Genomic DNA, 15,489 nt, shown 5'->3' with positions numbered 1-15,489 from the left:
CACGTTTCCCGGGAGGAAACCATGGCCGATCCGACCGCACGCCTGCTGGCACTGCTGTCCCTGCTGCAGGCCGGCCCTGAGCGCTCAGGGCGCGAACTGTCCGAGCGTCTCGGGGTCTCGACACGCACAGTACGGCACGACATCGACCGGCTCCGCGAGTTGGGATATCCCGTCGACGCGACGCGCGGCGCGATCGGCGGTTACCGCCTCGGCGCCGGCGGAAAGCTGCCTCCGCTGCTGCTCGATGACGAGGAAGCGGTCGCCGTCACCGTGGGACTCCGCGCCGCCGCCGGCATCGCCGGGGTCGCGGAGTCGGGCGCCAGGGCGCTCGCAAAGCTCGAGCAGGTACTGCCATCGCACCTGCGTCCGACGGTCGAGGCTCTCCGATCGAGCGTCGACCGCGCCCCGGAGAACAACGACACCGATGCTCCGGATCCCGAAGTCGATGCCGCAGTCCTGCAGGCCGTCGCGAATGCCATCCGCAACCAGGAATGGCTGCGCTTCGACTACGAGGGACGGCCCGTACTGGTCGAGCCGTACCGGCTCCTCACCTGGCACCGGCGCTGGTACCTGGTGGCTCGCGACCCCCAGACCGCAGAATGGGGAACGCACCGAGTCGACTGGATGGAACTGCGGATGGCGACCCACCGCCGGTTCGAACCGCAACCACTCCCCGGTGGCGACTACACGGCGTTCGCCATGCGGACCATTGCCGTGAGCGGCTGGGTCGTGCACGCCCGCTTGCGCATCGACGCTCCAGCCCAGGCCGTGCTCGACCGGATCCACGCGGCAGTCGGAGTGGTGGAGCCGATCGACGACGACCACTGCATCCTGGTCACTGGAGCCGACAGCCTCGACACGGTCGCCGCCTACATAGGGATGCTGATGATGGACTTCACCGTCGAGTCACCGGCCGAGCTGATTCCAAGGCTCCAGTTGTTGTCGGAGAGATACAGCCGCGCCGTGGCCGGCTCAGCGGGCACGACCTAGTATTTCGTTAGGCGATACCGGGGGAGGCCGAGATGCGCAGGATGATGACGTCCGCTGCGGTCGTGGCACTGGCGGTGGGGCTGCTGACCGGCTGCACCAGCGGGCCGAACCAGGAAGCGGTGAAAGCGGCGGCGGAGTACAGCGAAGAGCTCACCGCGTGGGCGGAAGAGCTCACGGCGGCTACGGCGAAGGCCAGGACCGGCACCAGCGAAGAGTGGGCCGCCCTGCCCGACGGAGTGGAGGAACTTCCGTTTGCGGAGGTCGGGATCGGCGAAGCCCTGAAGAACGCACCCGCGCTGAAAGAGTTCGACAAAGGGGCCGTGGAGAACACGCCGACATATCTCGCCGCCGCAGCCGTCGAGGAGCAGGTGGGGGTGATCGTCGAGGAGCTCGCCGGTTTGGAGCCGGAGTCGCTCCTGACGCTGCGCCTCGCTTCTTTCCACAGCTACTGGCCGCTGGCCGACCTCTACTACAACACCCTCGGCGGGCCCGCTGCCGACCGGGTCAACGCGTCGACGGACTCCCTGGACTACGTGTCAGACGACCCGGCGAAGTACTACGAGATCAACAGAACGGCTGGCGCGGCGTTCGCCGAGGAACGGCTCGACCTCCTCGGCGTCGCGGTCACGGCCCTCGAAGGTGTGGCTCTGGGCGACGAGGAGACCAAGATCATCCCCGAGTCCGCGCTCGGAGTATCCGTCGGCGCGTTCATCCTCGATTGGCTGCACGAGGAGGAGGCGTTCCAGAAGGATGCTGTCGAGGAACTCGAATCGTGGAAGGCGATCGGAGACCCGTACAACTCGTACTGGAACTACGGCAATCTGAACTCGGTCTTCGAGGCTCCACTTCAGTACGCGTCCTCGCTCCGCCCGGCATTCGCCGCGCAGGTCGCCGACCTGTCCGCCACCCTGGCCGATGCGACGAAGGCCTCGCCGGCCCCGAGCGCTCCCCCGGATCTCGCATCAATCGGCGATCCGTACCGGCAGGCACTGATCGACGGGTACCTCCCCTGGGGCGACCCCGCCGAAACCCAGGAGCGCACCGCTGATCGACTCTGGCTGCTGTGGCGCATCCGCGAACTCGAGAGCACACCGGATGCCGCGTACGCACAGGCGCGCTCCGCCGTGCTCGAGGAGTTCAACCGCAGCATCGAGGAGGGCGAAGGCGAGGACTTCCGCCCCGGAGCGACCCGGATGCTGCTGGTCGTCGAGGAGTACACCGGTGCGTTCGAACCGGGGTTCGACGCCGCCGAGAACGAACGGACGCTCGCGCTGCTGAAGGAGATCGTCGCCTACGGCGAGCGCATTCGCACCTACCCGCTGCTCCCCGAGGTCGCCGCAGACTTCGATGCACTGCTCGCGCTCCTCGCCGAGGCGAACGAAGACGTCGCCGACGCCCTCGAAGCCAATCCGGACGAGGACGATCAGTACGACGCTCTCGCCGACCTCTCCGACGAATATGCGGACAAGATCTTCGAGACCGTCTCACCGTCGGCGGGGATGCTGGACGACGACGCCCAGGTGCAGGCGCTCATCGCCGACGCCGTCGCAGCGACTGCGCCGGGCGCGGCATCCGCCTCGCCGAGCCCTGCTCCCTCGCCCTGACCGGCGCGGGCGCCCGTTCAGGCGCCCTTGAGGCGTTCCGCGAGGTACTCGTGCAGGTCGTCGATCGAGATGCGCTCCTGCGCCATCGTGTCGCGGTCGCGCACGGTGACGGCCCGGTCATCGAGCGAGTCGAAGTCGACCGTGACGCAGAACGGCGTGCCGATCTCATCCTGACGACGGTAACGGCGTCCGATGGCACCCGCGTCATCGAAGTCGATCGCCCAGCGGCCACGGAGTCCGTCGGCGACCTCGCGGGCCAGCGGTGACAGCTTCTCGTTGCGCGACAGCGGAAGCACGGCGACCTTCACCGGCGCGATCCGCGGGTCGAGCTTGAGCACCGTGCGGATATCGGTGCCGCCCTTGGCGTTCGGCACCTCTTCCTCGCGGTAGGCGTCGACGAGGAACGCCATCATCGAGCGGGTGAGGCCGAACGACGGCTCGATCACGTACGGCGTGTAACGCTCGCCGGATGCCTGATCGAAGTACGACAGGCTCTGGCCGGACGCCTCGGCGTGGCTGGAGAGGTCGTAGTCGGTGCGGTTGGCGACGCCCATCAGCTCGCCCCACTCCTTGCCGGGGAAGCCGAAGCGGTATTCGAAGTCGATCGTGCCGGCAGAGTAGTGCGCCCGCTCGTGCTCGGGGACGTCGAACTGGCGCATGTTCTCGGGGTTGATGCCGAGATCGATGAACCACGCCCAGCAGACCTCGACCCAGTGCTCGAACCACTCCTGCGCCTCGGCGGGCGGGGTGAAGTACTCGATCTCCATCTGCTCGAACTCGCGGGTGCGGAAGATGAAGTTGCCGGGGGTGATCTCGTTGCGGAAGGCCTTGCCGACCTGGCCGATGCCGAACGGCGGCTTCTTGCGGCTCGCGGTGAGCACGTTGGCGAAGTTCACGAAGATGCCCTGCGCCGTCTCGGGGCGCAGGAAGTACAGGCCCGATTCGTCGTCGACGACGCCGAGGTAGGTCTTCACCAGGCCGGAGAACGCCTTCGGCTCGGTGTACTGCCCCTTGTTGCCGCAGTTCGGGCAGGGGATGTCGGCGAGGCCGTTCTCGGCCTTGCGGCCCTTGCGTGCCTCGAAGTCCTCGATGAGGTTGTCGGCGCGGAAGCGTTTGTGGCAGCTGAGGCACTCCACGAGCGGGTCGGTGAAGGTCGCGACGTGACCGGATGCCTCCCACACGCGCTTGGGGAGGATGATCGAGGAGTCGAGGCCGACCATGTCACCGCGACCGCGGACGAAGGACTGCCACCACTGCCGGCGGATGTTCTCCTTGAGCTCGGTGCCGAGGGGGCCGTAGTCCCAGGCTGAACGCGAACCGCCGTAGATCTCACCCGCTTGGAACACGAACCCGCGGTGGCGGGCGAGGGCGATGACCTTGTCGAGGCGGGACTGTTCGGCCATGGTGGCTCCAATGGTCGGATGCTGCGGGGAAATACCCGTGATCACGGGCATCCCCGATTCTATCCGCGACAGCGGAAACGCAACGCCCTCACTCTGTGAACAGGTAACCGCGCTCGACGTCGAATCCGGCGATGCGCAGGCCACGGCCGAGCAGCTCCTCCATCTCGGAGCGCAGCCGCAGCCGCCACTCGTGGGCGGCATCCGGGTCGGTGGCACGCATGGATTCGACGTCTGCGGGGATCTCCAGTGTGGCGACGACGCTGTCGGGCGCCGGCGGCTTCGCGATGTCCGCCAGCCCCCACGCGACGTCGAGCCGGTCGCTCTCGTCTCCGGCATCACCGCCACCGAAGATGCCGTAGCGGTTCACGGCGTAGCCGGTGACGCGGGCGCCGAGCACCGTCAGGAAGAAGTGCGCGTTGCGCGCGACGAGCGGATCGAACGTCCAGGTGATGCGGCCGACGTCGCGCGAGAAGGCCCACTGGCGCTGGTGCTCCTTGAGCTCGCGCCCCCAGCCTCGGCCGCGGTATTCCGGCAGCAGGGCCGTGATGTGCGAGTGCATCGCGCGGTTGCCCGGTTCGCCGAAGAACGCGATCGATGCACCGACCATGCGCGCATCATCACCGTCACCGTCGAACAGTCCGACGACATAGTTGCCGGACTGCTGCAGCGCCCGCAGCGTGCCGGCGTCGATGACGCGCTCCCGGCCCCGGATGGAATCCAGCAGCCCTTGGGCGTCGATGATGAGTTCAACGGTGTCGAGATCGCGGATGGTTCGCACCCACCCAGGCTATCCGAGCGGGCGTACGGTGGTGGCATGCCTTCATCGAAAGCCGGGTCGCCGCAGACCTCGGAAGACACCCGCTTCTTCGGTCAGCCCTGGGCCCTGGTGCACGTGTTCGGGGTCGAGATGTGGGAGCGGTTCAGCTTCTACGGCATGCAGGGGATCCTGCTCATCTACCTGTACTTCTCCGTCACCCAGGGCGGACTCGGGCTGCCGGAGGCGGTGGCCGGCGGCATCGTCGGCGCCTACGGGGGTTCGGTGTACCTGTCGACCATCCTCGGCGCATGGGTCGCAGACCGCCTTCTCGGCTCCGAGCGCGTTCTGTTCCTCAGCGCGATCGTCATCGTCGCCGGGCACATCGCTCTCGCCGTTCTTCCCGGATTCATCGGGGTCGGCGTCGGACTCGTCCTCGTCGCCCTCGGCTCCGGAGGGCTCAAGGCGAACGCGACCTCGGTCGTGGGGAGCCTGTACGGCCCGGAGGATACGCGTCGCGATGCCGGCTTCTCGCTGTTCTACCTCGGCATCAACCTCGGTGCCTTCATGGGTCCGATCCTCACTGGACTTCTGCAGTCCTCGCTCGGCTTCCACTTCGGCTTCGGGCTCGCCGCGATCGGGATGACCCTGGGGCTCGTGCAGTACTCCTTCGGCAGGAAGGCACTGCCGGAGGCGGCGAGGCAGGTGCCGAACCCGCTTCCCGCCGCGCGCTACCCGCTCATCGCGATCATCGCCGTAGCCGGGATCGCGCTGATCGTCCTCCTGGTGCTGCTGGGCGTGATCCGCGCCGACAACCTCGCGACCATCGTGATCCTCGGCACCCTGGCGGCCACCATCGCCTACTTCGCGGTGATCCTCAGCAGCCGGCGCATCGATGCGACCGAACGCTCGCGGGTCTGGGCGTTCCTGCCGCTGTTCGTCACGAGCGTGGCCTTCTGGTCGCTGTACCAGCAGCAGTTCACGGTGCTCACCGTCTACTCCGACAAGCAGCTCGACCGGAACCTGTTCGGCTGGGAGATGCCGGTCTCGTGGGTGCAGTCGATCAACCCGGTTTTCATCATCGTGCTCTCCGGCGTCTTCGCCGCGATCTGGACACGTCTCGGCACGCGTCAGCCCGCGACACCGGTGAAGTTCGCCCTCGGCACGATCATCATGGGTGCGGCGTTCCTGCTGTTCCTGCCGTTCGCCGGAGGCGGTGCGAACTCGACGCCGCTGCTCGCCATCGTCGGCATCCTGTTGGTCTTCACGATCGCCGAGCTGCTGATCTCGCCGGTCGGCCTCTCCGTGGCGACCAAGCTCGCACCGGCAGCGTTCCGCACGCAGATGGTCGCCCTGTTCTTCCTGTCGATCGCACTCGGCACCGCGATCTCGGGGTGGCTCGTGCAGTTCTACGACCCGAAGAACGAGGTGCCGTACTTCTCGATCCTCGGCGGCATCGCGATCGTCGTCGGCGCGGGACTTCTCGTGTCGGTGAAACCCGTGCTCGCGCTCATGAAGGGCGTGCGCTGAGACTCGCCGTCAACGCGAGATCGTGAACGCGTCCGGATCGCCGTCACGTGGCGGGCGCAGCCGATCCGGAATCGGCCACGGCAGCACGAACTGCTGCGTGGGCGGCCGTGTGACATCGCCGAAGTCGTCGACCTTCACCACGATGCGCCCGGGCGCACCGTCGTCGTCGGGTGTCACCTCGACGATGCGCACGCGCAACGGACGCTCGCTCTCCCCCTCCAGCATCCAGGCGTCGGCGAGCCATGCGATGCCGTGCTCCTCGAGCGCCGCCTCGGCATCCAGCCACTCGGTCGCCGCCGAAGCCGGGCGCCCGAGCACGTCGACCGCCGCCCAGTCGTCGCCCTTCGGATGGATCCACCCGAGCAGTTCGCCGTCATCACGGCGGTGCGGGGTCCAGTCTGCGCGGGTCATCTCACGAGCCTAATCGGGGCACGCGAGCGGATCTCAGTGCGTGTACTCCATGAGCTCGACACCGAGCACTCGGAACGCGTCGTGGGCGCGCAGGCGGTGCGTGATCGAGAGATCGTCGAAGCAGACGATCAGCGTGTAGGCGACGCCGGAGCGGGGGCCCGCGAGCACACCCGATTCCGCCCGTACCCCGCGGTCACGCCCGGTCTTGTTGATGAACAACAGGCCGTGCGCGTCGTGATCATGGGCGAACGGATCAAGGCCCGTGGATGCCGCGACGAGACTGAGATCCTGATTCAGGCTCAGCCATTCCGACACCTGTGCGCTGACCGCCGCGTCGACGACTGCCGAGTTGACCAGGGCGGAGAACAGGCCGGAGATCTCCCGCGCCGAACCCACCGCCACCTGCGGGGCGTCGTCGGGGCCGCGTTTGTCGCGGAAGCGGTCGAGCAGCGCCGTGCTGACGAGCCCGAGGGCATCACTGCGCTCACGCACTCGTTCGTGACCGACGCGTTGCAACAGCGCGTTCACGGCGATCGGGTCGCCGGCGGTCGCCGCGAGAACAGCCAGATCGGAGAGCGGCAGCGCCGGTGCACGCAGATGACGCCACAACCCGGACGAGGACACCGGATCGACCGAGTTCCGCTCGATGATCTCGAGGGGATCCAGCGACCCGCTCTCGAAGCCCGCCGCGACCTCGATCAGCAGCGGCACCACGCCCAGACCGGCGATCGGCATCGTGACGTGGTCGTCACCGGAGAGGACCGGATCGCCGCTGTCGAGATCGACGACGTGGACGGAGACCTGGGCGCCGGCATCCGCCAGCATCTCGAGCGCACGCAGCGTCGATGTGAACGACCGGCGGCCGATGGCGGCACGACGCGGCAGACGCCTGCTGGTCCGCTGGGAACGGCGCAGCATGGCGTGCGAAGGCTCGGGGGGAGTGCCCACGCGTGATCCTTACCGAGGGGGGTGGATAGCGGGATACCGCGGGGCTCATCCCCCGGCGGCACGGCTATCGTAACCCCCACCGGGTGAGGAACCTTCACGAACTCAGGAGATGGTCACCAGATCGTCACACGCGAGCTCTGCGGAAGCCACAGCGCGTCGGACTCGGCCACGTCGAAGGCCTCGTAGAACGCGCCGATGTTGCGCACGATCTGGTTGCAACGGAACTCGTTCGGCGAGTGCGGGTCGATGGTCAGCAACCGCAGCGTCTCGGCGTCACGGCTCTTCTGCTGCCACACCTGCGCCCACGACAGCAGCAGGCGCTGCACACCGGTCAGCCCGTCGATCACCGGAGCTTCTCCCCCGTCGAGGGAGAGCTCGTACGCCTTCAGGGCGATCCCGAGCCCACCCAGGTCGCCGATGTTCTCACCGATGGTCAGCGCCCCGTTGACGTGGTGCTCGGCGTCCAGACCCAGCGGAACGAGCGCGTCGTACTGCGCGATGAGGGCCTTCGTGCGCTCTTCGAATGCCGAGCGGTCGGCGTCCGTCCACCAGTCCTCGAGCTTGCCGGCACCGTCGTAGCGGCTGCCCTGATCATCGAAGCCGTGGCCGATCTCGTGGCCGATGACGGCACCGATGCCACCGTAGTTCGCGGCCGCATCACGCGCGGCGTCGAAGAACGGGTACTGCAGGATCGCCGCCGGGAACACGATCTCGTTCATCGACGGGTTGTAGTACGCGTTGACCATCTGCGGCGGCATGTGCCACTCGGTGCGGTCGATGGGCTTGCCCACCTTGTCGACGTGACGGTCGTGCTCGAACATCGCGGCGCGACGCACGTTGCCGAACAGGTCGGCGCGGTCGATGTCGAGCGTCGAGTAGTCGCGCCACACATCGGGGTGGCCGATCTTCGGGGTGAAGGCATCGAGCTTGGCGAGCGCGCGCTCGCGCGTCTCCGGGCTCATCCACTCGAGGTCGGTGATGCTCTGCCGGTACGCCTCGATGAGGTTCGCGACGAGCTCGTCCATCGCTGCCTTCGCCGTCGGCGGATAGTGGCGCTCGACGTAGACCTTGCCGATCGCCTCACCCAGGGCACCCTCGGTGAACGAGACGCCGCGCTTCCAGCGCTCGCGGATCGTCGGGACTCCGGAGAGCTCGGTGCCGTAGAACGAGAAGTTCTCCTGCACGATGTCGTCGGTGAGGTAAGGGGCGGCGGCGTGCACGACCTGGGCGCGCAACCAGGACTTCCATGCGTCGAGGCGCTCGGCGGTCAACAGCGTGCCGAGGCCCTCGAAGAAGCTCGGCTGCGAGACGACGACCTCATCGAACGCATCGGGGTTCGAGGGGCTGACCGCCTCGCGCCACGGCGCGAGGTCGACTCCGGCGAGATCGAGGATCTCGGCCCACGTCTTCAGGTTGTAGGTCTCGACCGCATCGCGGCTGCGCACGTTGTCCCAGTGGTGGGTCGCGAGTTCGGCTTCGACGGCGATCGCGCGGTCGGCCTCGGTGACGGCATCCGCGACTCCGGCGAGCGTGAGCAGGCGCTCCAGGTGCGCGCGGTACGCGGCCCTGGTCTCTTCGAACGTGTCGAGGCGGTAGTAGCTCTCATCGGGCAGCGAGAGGCCGGACTGCACGAGAACGGGGATGTAGCGCTCGGGGTTGCCCGGGTCGCCATCGACGTACAGGCCGATCAGGTGCGCGCGGCCGTCTCGGTCGTAGGCGCCGACGGTGCGCAGGAACGCCGGGATGCTGTCGATGGCGTCGATCTCGGCGAACGTCTCCGCGAGCGGTGCGGTGCCGGCCGCGTCGATGCGCCCGGTGTCCATGAAGCTGGCGAACAGGTCGCCGATCTTGCGTGCCAGGGTGCCGGGCTCGGCTCCCTGCGACTCCTCGATGATCGTGCGGACGTCGGCCTCTGCCTGCTCGGCCAGAAGGTGGAACGAGCCCCAGCGGGCCTTGTCCCCCGGAATCTCGGTGCGATCCAGCCACGCCCCGTTGACGTAGCGGTACAGGTCGTCCTGGGGGCGGATGTCGGCGTTGAACTCTTCAGTGGCGAGGCCGGAGGTGAGCACATCTGTCATGCGTCCCAGCCTATGGCCCGAGGCGGACACGCGGCCGGACGGATGTACGGGCGAGCACCTGGCTCGGAGATGTGCGCTTCGCTCGGCCGAATTCCGAGAATCTGGCCGAGGGAAGCGCATTTCACCGCGCGACGCGCCCGCGCTCGAAACAGTCAGCGACGGCGACGGATGCCGAAGCGGCGGCGAGGAGCGGGTGGGGCGGGTTCCGGGACGGATGCACGTCTGGCCGCGCGGCGCGCGGCCCAGGAAACGACTTCGGCTTCCACGTCACGGGGCGATGTGACGACCGGCGGTCCACCCTGGAGCTGCCGCCGCGCCTCGATCACCCGGCGGTTGAAGTCCTCCAGGACTTCACGTACGTCGGACTCACGGCCGAGCAGGTCGAGCTGATCGTTCAACTCGCGGTCCTCGGTGCGGAGCAGGATCGCCGGCGGGCCGAGACCGGTGAGATTCTCCCGCTCGATCTTGCGGCGGATCCACCAGTCCGGGTCGTGGTGCGTACCGAGCCCCTCGAGCGGCTTGCCCGCGCCGGGGAGATCATCGAACTCGCCTCGGCGGATCGCGAGCTGGATCGCCGTCTCGATGAAGGCCGCCTTGTTCTCGGCGTTCAGCGTCATGGACGCCGTCTGCTCTTCCTCGGCTTCCGACGTGGGATCCTCGCCGGCCTGTCGCTGCGCGCGGTAACGGGCGGCATTGTTCATGGCATCTGACACGGGCACCTCCGGCTGCGTCCGGTGTCCCTTCAGAATACGACGACGGGTCCGGCATCCGTCCGTGTCGTCCACGACCGCGGTGTCTCCGCCAGCCCCTAGGCTCGTCGGGTGACCACGCGCGCCTCCCTGAATCGAGAGATCCTGCGCCTCGCCGTCCCCGCGCTCGGCGCTCTGGTCGCCGAACCGGCCTTCCTCATCGTCGACGCGGCTCTGGTCGGTCACCTCGGCACGACCCCGCTCGCCGGCCTCGGCATAGCCGGCGCCGTGCTGCAGACGATCGTCGGCCTGATGGTCTTCCTCGCATACTCGACCACGCCGGCCGTCGCGCGGCGCTTCGGAGCCGGAAAGCCCGGGGACGCCGTCTCGGCGGGCATCGACGGGATGTGGCTGGCGCTCGGCCTCGGCGCCGTTCTGGCGATCGTCGGCGCGGTGTCGTCACCCTGGCTGGTCTCGCTCTTCGGGGCGAGCGACGCGGTCGCCGCCCAGGCGAACGCCTACCTGGTGGTGTCGATGTGGGGCCTGCCCGCGATGCTCATCGTCTTCGCCGCCACCGGCCTGCTGCGCGGCATGCAGGACACCGTGACACCCCTGTGGATCGCGGGCCTCGGCTTCGGCGCGAACGCCGTGCTGAACGTCCTGTTCATCTACGGCTTCGGGTGGGGCATCGCCGGTTCCGCGTTCGGCACCGTGGCGGCACAGTGGGGAATGGTCGCCGCCTACGTCATCGTGATCCGGCGCCTCGCCACGAAGCACAAGGCCTCGATGCGGGCGAATGGCGGCGGCATCCGCAGCTCTGCGCGCTCCGGCGGCTGGCTGTTCCTGCGCACCGTCAGTCTGCGCGTCGCGCTCCTCGTCACTGTGGGCATCGCCACCGGAATCGGCACCACGGAACTCGCCGGATGGCAGATCGTCTTCACGATCTTCTCGGCGGCGGCGTTCGCGCTGGATGCTCTCGCGATCGCTGCTCAGGCCCTCATCGGCAAAGAGCTCGGTGCCGGCGACGAGCGGCAGGTGCACCGCGTGCTGCGGCGAACCGTGGCCTGGGGCGCATGGTTCGGCGTCATCGTCGGCGCGCTGATCGCGGCGCTGTCCGGGGTGCTCGGCATCGTCTTCACCGGAGATGCGGAGATCGCCGCTCTCGTCCAGCCGGCGCTTCTCGTACTGGCCGTCGCCCAACCGATCGCGGGTGTCGTGTTCGTTCTCGACGGGGTACTGATGGGGGCGAACGACGCCCGCTATCTCGCGATCGCGGGAGGCCTGAATCTGGTGCCGTTCCTGCCCGCGCTGTGGATCATCGCAGCGACCGGGGTCGCCGGCAGCGTCGGACTCATCTGGCTGTCCGTGGCATTCTTCGGCGTCTATCTGCTGGCACGCCTCGCGACGCTCGGCTGGCGGGTGCGCTCCGGCCGCTGGGTAACCGCAGGCGGCTGACTCAGGCGTTCTCGAGTTCAGCGATCACGATCTTCTTCATCTGCATCAAGGCCTGCATCTGCTCCGGGCGTTCCATGAGCCGGCCGAGATCGTGCGGGATCACCTGCCAGCTGACACCGAACCGGTCCTTGCACCAGCCGCACGCCTCCGACTCCGGAACGGCCGAGAGCGCGCTCCAGTAGTAGTCGATCTCGGCCTGGTCCGCGCACGTGATCACGAAGGAGACCGCCTCGTTGAAGGTGAACGCAGGGCCGCCGTCGATGCAGCCGAACGGCGCCCCATTGAGCGTGAATTCACCGTTGATGACCTTGCCGCTCATCCCCTCGAAGTGCTCGCTGAGCGCTTCATCCGGATAGGTGACGACCTGGTCGATGGAGGAGTTCGGGAAGACGGAGACGTAGTACTCCATCGCCTCCTGCGCGTTGGTGTCGAACCAGAGATACGGACGGATGGGGGTGAGATCTGCCATGACGGCCTCCTTGATCGGCACTCACGCTACGCCGGCCGCTTCGACCTGTCGAGAGGTTTCGATGACGTCGACCGCCCGGCGATGCATGACGTAGCCCCAGGTGGACAGTCCGAGCAGCGGGCCCCACAGCCAGAACGGGAACGTGGCCAAGAGCAGCAGAGTTTCACCGGTCGCGGGTCCCACTCCCTCGATGGCGAACTCGATCCCGGCCGCCGTGAACAGCACGCTCACCATGGTCGCAGGGATCACCGCGAGCCCCACCGGCACCGCGCGGCCACCGATACCCGCGAGGAACCGAGGAAAACGCTCGCCCCACGGCAGGATCAGGCCAAGGGTGAGCACGCCCCCGGTGAGCATCGCCAAGCCGAGCAGAAGCCCGGTGAGCCGCACCGCCGGCTCGGCGGCGAGTACTTCGGCACCGCCGCCGAGCAGCGGCCACGGCGTCAGCCATGATGCCCGCGCCACCGCGTACGGCAGCGCGCAGGCCGCCGCCACGACGGTGATCGCCACCCGGTGCCGCAGCACGCCACGTGCGAACGCACCGGGGGTCGCAGCCGCGGTGATGGCCCAGACCACGAGCCCCGCCGCCGCGATGACGTGAGCGAGCGCGATCGAGGCCAGAGGCAGCACCGACCCGAACGAGATCACGATCTTCGGCAGCAGCACGGCTGCTTCGAGGTGGAGAACGGCGTAGGCGCCCAGACCGACGAGCGCCGCGGCGAGCACGAGGCCGACCCATGGCCGGCGCAGCACGGTCAGGGCGACGAACGCGGTGATCCCGATGAGCACGGCGAGCATGAACGCGTAACCGGCGGCGGGGATCACACCTCCCGGGGTGGTCGCCGCCAGGAGGGCGGCTACCAGAAGAGCTACGACGCGCACACCTCGAACGCGCACTCGCCTGTCGGCGGAGCGCCGGGAGGCCAGAGCGACGACCGCCACGACGACAGCGCCGAGCGCTCCACTGAGCGCGACGGCGAATTCGACCCCGCTGCCGAGACGGCCCAGCAGGCTGACGGGGAGGGTGCTGAAGAACGTGGGGATGAGCATCCGCAGCAGCGAGAGCACGGCGACCGCGGATGCTGCTGCGACTGTCGCGAGAAGGACGAGAACACGAGACCGATCTGACATGCTTCCACGCTAGGAACCCACTCGAGCGCCGCCATCCCCCGTGCGGGTCGACCTTGTCACCCGCGCGGGTGAGCCTTCACAGAGCGCAAAGGGCTGCATTTCGGCCCGAGATCGAGCCATTCGCGCCTTCTGAACCGAGTTCAGGCCCTCGGTCGCAGCACGCCGTTCTCATACGCCCAGATCACGACATGCACCCGGTCGGGCACCCCGAGCCGGGCGAGCACGGCCTTCACATGGGTCTTCACGGTGTTGACCGAGAGGAACAGGGTCCTCGCGATCTCCTCGTTCGACGCTCCGGTCGCGAGCGCGAGCGCGACGTCCTGCTCACGCGCGCTGAGCCCCGCCAGAGCGACGTCGGGGTCGGCCTTCGGGCTCCCGCCGCGGACGAAGCCGATCACCGCAGCCGTCGCGCGCGGCGACAGCACCTGCTCGCCGGCGGCGACCGCGACCGCGGCATCCGCGAGCTCGGCGGCGCTCGCATCCTTGGTGAGAAAGCCGCTGGCTCCTTCCCGGATCGCGGCATACACGTATTCGTCCAGGTCGAACGTCGTCAGCACCAGAACCCGAAGACCGGGGCGGACGCGCAGCACTTCACGGGTCGCGGCGATTCCGTCGATCCCCGGCATCCGGATGTCCATCAGCACCACGTCCACGGTGTGCGCGCGGACATGCTCGATGGCCTCCTCGCCGGAGCCGACCGTGGCGACCTCGGCGATCCGCTCGTCACGGGCGAGCATCACGGCGACCGCATCGCGGAACAGCTCCTGGTCGTCGACGAGCAGGACGCGGATGCTCATGATTCCCCCTTCTGCAGCGAAACGGGTAGGTCGATCCGCACGGTCCAGCCGCGCGGGGCGAGTTCCTCGGTCGCCAGCGCGCCACCGGCCTGGCGCACGCGTTCGGCGACGCCGATCAGCCCGGTCCCGGTTCCGAGCTCACCGCCGAGGTCGCCGCGTGCGGGGCCCGCCCCTCCGTCATCGGTCACCGTCGCCCGCACCCCGGTCGGCGACCACGCCAGCCGCACGTCGATGCACACGGGCGGTTCCGTGTGCCGCACCGCATTGGTGAGCGCCTCGCGCACGGCGTGATGGAGCGCCAGCGCGGCCCCGGCCCGAAGAACCGCGCGGTCGCCGACCTCGACGAAGTCGACCTCGCTGCCCGGCCGGCGCACCGCCTCGACCAGCTCGGAGAGAGAGTCGACGGTCGGCAGCGGCCGCAGCGGTGCGTCGCCGTCCGCCGCGACAACGGATCTCATGCCGCGCAGGGCTTCCCGCCCGGTGTCCACCACGATTCCCAGCGCACGTTCGCTGCGAATCGGATCGTCGTCGATCAACGCTCGTGCCACTTCAGCCTGGGCGATCATCACAGTCATCGAGTGGGCGACGATGTCGTGCAGATCGCGGTTGATCCGCATCCGCTCGTCGGCGATCGCCCGCTCGACACCCGCCTGCATCCGCTCTTCCGATTGCGTCCGGCGCAGCCGGAGCAGCCGCCCGACCGCCCACGCGGCGCTGACGGCACCGGTCAGGCCGATGAACGCACCGAAGCGCGGGCCGTCATGGAACTCCAGCTCGGTGGAGGCGATCAGCGCCGCCCCGAACACACCGCTCCCGAGCCCGAGCAGGCCGATGAGTGGTCGGCACTGCAGTGCGACCTGACCGAGCACGAGCAGGTAGACGAAACTCGACGGGAACAGCGCACCGGAGACGTCGCGCAGCCCCGGCACCAGGGCGAGTGCGCTCATGATGGCGCTCGCCCCCGCGAGTGCGGCGAGCGGGTATCGAACGGCCAGCAGGGACAGGAGATGCAGACCGGAGAACAGTCCGATCGCCAGCGCTGTCATCGGGGCGTCGGGGCGCGTCTCCGGCTGGGTGAGGACGGCGATACTCGCCGGCAGCAGTACGACCAGACCCACGAGCGCCACGAGGACATCGACGCGCAGCCAGGCGCGCCACCCGCGCGTCGACCGCGCAGCATCCGATTCCGCGTGCATCCTGCTCATGCTCTCACGCGGCCTCGAGACGCGG

The 15,489-nt window shown here is 68.4% G+C and carries 14 protein-coding genes; 4 read left to right on the top strand and 10 right to left on the bottom strand.

Annotated elements, in window-relative coordinates; translation table 11 throughout:
• The first annotated feature begins 21 nt into the window (after positions 1–21).
• Together MRBLWO13_RS06535 and MRBLWO13_RS06530 are read left to right on the top strand one after the other, a co-directional pair.
• The gene (locus MRBLWO13_RS06535; RefSeq protein WP_341977176.1) at positions 22–990 is read left to right on the top strand and encodes a WYL domain-containing protein; all 969 of its coding nucleotides are present in this window, start codon (positions 22–24) and stop codon (positions 988–990) included.
• A 41-nt stretch (positions 991–1,031) separates the two neighbouring features.
• On the top strand, positions 1,032–2,594 hold the full coding sequence (locus MRBLWO13_RS06530) for a hypothetical protein (RefSeq protein ID WP_341977174.1): 1,563 nt from the start codon (positions 1,032–1,034) through the stop codon (positions 2,592–2,594).
• Between the two features lie 17 nt (positions 2,595–2,611).
• On the opposite strand, the gene MRBLWO13_RS06525 is transcribed toward MRBLWO13_RS06530, so the two are convergent.
• Both MRBLWO13_RS06525 and MRBLWO13_RS06520 read right to left on the bottom strand, forming a co-directional pair.
• On the bottom strand, positions 2,612–3,997 hold the full coding sequence (locus MRBLWO13_RS06525) for a glycine--tRNA ligase (protein ID WP_341977172.1): 1,386 nt from the start codon (positions 3,995–3,997) through the stop codon (positions 2,612–2,614).
• A gap of 88 nt (positions 3,998–4,085) precedes the next feature.
• Complete coding sequence (locus tag MRBLWO13_RS06520; protein ID WP_341977170.1) at positions 4,086–4,775, bottom strand: GNAT family N-acetyltransferase; 690 nt, start codon at positions 4,773–4,775, stop codon at positions 4,086–4,088.
• Positions 4,776–4,811: 36 nt separating this feature from the next.
• Here MRBLWO13_RS06520 and MRBLWO13_RS06515 point away from each other — a divergent pair, with 36 nt between their 5' ends.
• The gene (locus MRBLWO13_RS06515) at positions 4,812–6,281 is read left to right on the top strand and encodes a peptide MFS transporter (protein WP_341977168.1); all 1,470 of its coding nucleotides are present in this window, start codon (positions 4,812–4,814) and stop codon (positions 6,279–6,281) included.
• Positions 6,282–6,290: 9 nt separating this feature from the next.
• Here MRBLWO13_RS06515 and MRBLWO13_RS06510 read toward each other — a convergent pair whose 3' ends face one another.
• The 4 genes from MRBLWO13_RS06510 to MRBLWO13_RS06495 form a co-directional block, all read right to left on the bottom strand.
• Entirely contained in the window at positions 6,291–6,692 is a 402-nt protein-coding gene (locus MRBLWO13_RS06510) for a hypothetical protein (protein WP_341977165.1), read from the bottom strand.
• A 33-nt stretch (positions 6,693–6,725) separates the two neighbouring features.
• Positions 6,726–7,610 carry a serine hydrolase gene (locus tag MRBLWO13_RS06505; protein ID WP_341978307.1) on the bottom strand — a complete coding sequence of 295 codons (885 nt, stop codon included), beginning with the start codon at positions 7,608–7,610 and terminating at the stop codon, positions 6,726–6,728.
• A 143-nt stretch (positions 7,611–7,753) separates the two neighbouring features.
• Positions 7,754–9,718 (bottom strand): M13-type metalloendopeptidase, encoded by a 1,965-nt coding sequence (locus MRBLWO13_RS06500; RefSeq protein WP_341977163.1) that lies wholly within the window; start codon positions 9,716–9,718, stop codon positions 7,754–7,756.
• Between the two features lie 152 nt (positions 9,719–9,870).
• Entirely contained in the window at positions 9,871–10,419 is a 549-nt protein-coding gene (locus MRBLWO13_RS06495) for a DUF1992 domain-containing protein (RefSeq protein ID WP_341978305.1), read from the bottom strand.
• A 120-nt stretch (positions 10,420–10,539) separates the two neighbouring features.
• Here MRBLWO13_RS06495 and MRBLWO13_RS06490 point away from each other — a divergent pair, with 120 nt between their 5' ends.
• Complete coding sequence (locus tag MRBLWO13_RS06490) at positions 10,540–11,862, top strand: MATE family efflux transporter (RefSeq protein ID WP_341977161.1); 1,323 nt, start codon at positions 10,540–10,542, stop codon at positions 11,860–11,862.
• A gap of 1 nt (position 11,863) precedes the next feature.
• On the opposite strand, the gene MRBLWO13_RS06485 is transcribed toward MRBLWO13_RS06490, so the two are convergent.
• The 4 genes from MRBLWO13_RS06485 to MRBLWO13_RS06470 all read right to left on the bottom strand — a co-directional run bounded on the left by MRBLWO13_RS06485 (position 11,864) and on the right by MRBLWO13_RS06470 (position 15,464).
• A complete protein-coding gene (locus MRBLWO13_RS06485) occupies positions 11,864–12,331 on the bottom strand; it encodes a VOC family protein (RefSeq protein WP_341977159.1) in 468 nt (155 codons plus the stop codon).
• Positions 12,332–12,352: 21 nt separating this feature from the next.
• A complete protein-coding gene (locus tag MRBLWO13_RS06480; protein ID WP_341977158.1) occupies positions 12,353–13,462 on the bottom strand; it encodes a hypothetical protein in 1,110 nt (369 codons plus the stop codon).
• A 140-nt stretch (positions 13,463–13,602) separates the two neighbouring features.
• Entirely contained in the window at positions 13,603–14,259 is a 657-nt protein-coding gene (locus tag MRBLWO13_RS06475) for a response regulator transcription factor (protein ID WP_341977156.1), read from the bottom strand.
• Positions 14,256–15,464: a histidine kinase gene (locus tag MRBLWO13_RS06470; protein ID WP_341977154.1), complete on the bottom strand. Its 1,209-nt coding sequence runs from the start codon at positions 15,462–15,464 to the stop codon at positions 14,256–14,258. Before MRBLWO13_RS06470 ends, MRBLWO13_RS06475 begins: the two co-directional genes overlap by 4 nt.
• Between the last annotated feature and the right edge of the window lie 25 nt (positions 15,465–15,489).

It is taken from the genome of Microbacterium sp. LWO13-1.2 (assembly GCF_038397725.1).
Lineage (GTDB): Bacteria > Actinomycetota > Actinomycetes > Actinomycetales > Microbacteriaceae > Microbacterium.
The sequence above is the reverse complement of the archived record's forward strand: the minus strand, read 5'-3'. Positions and strand labels throughout refer to the sequence as shown.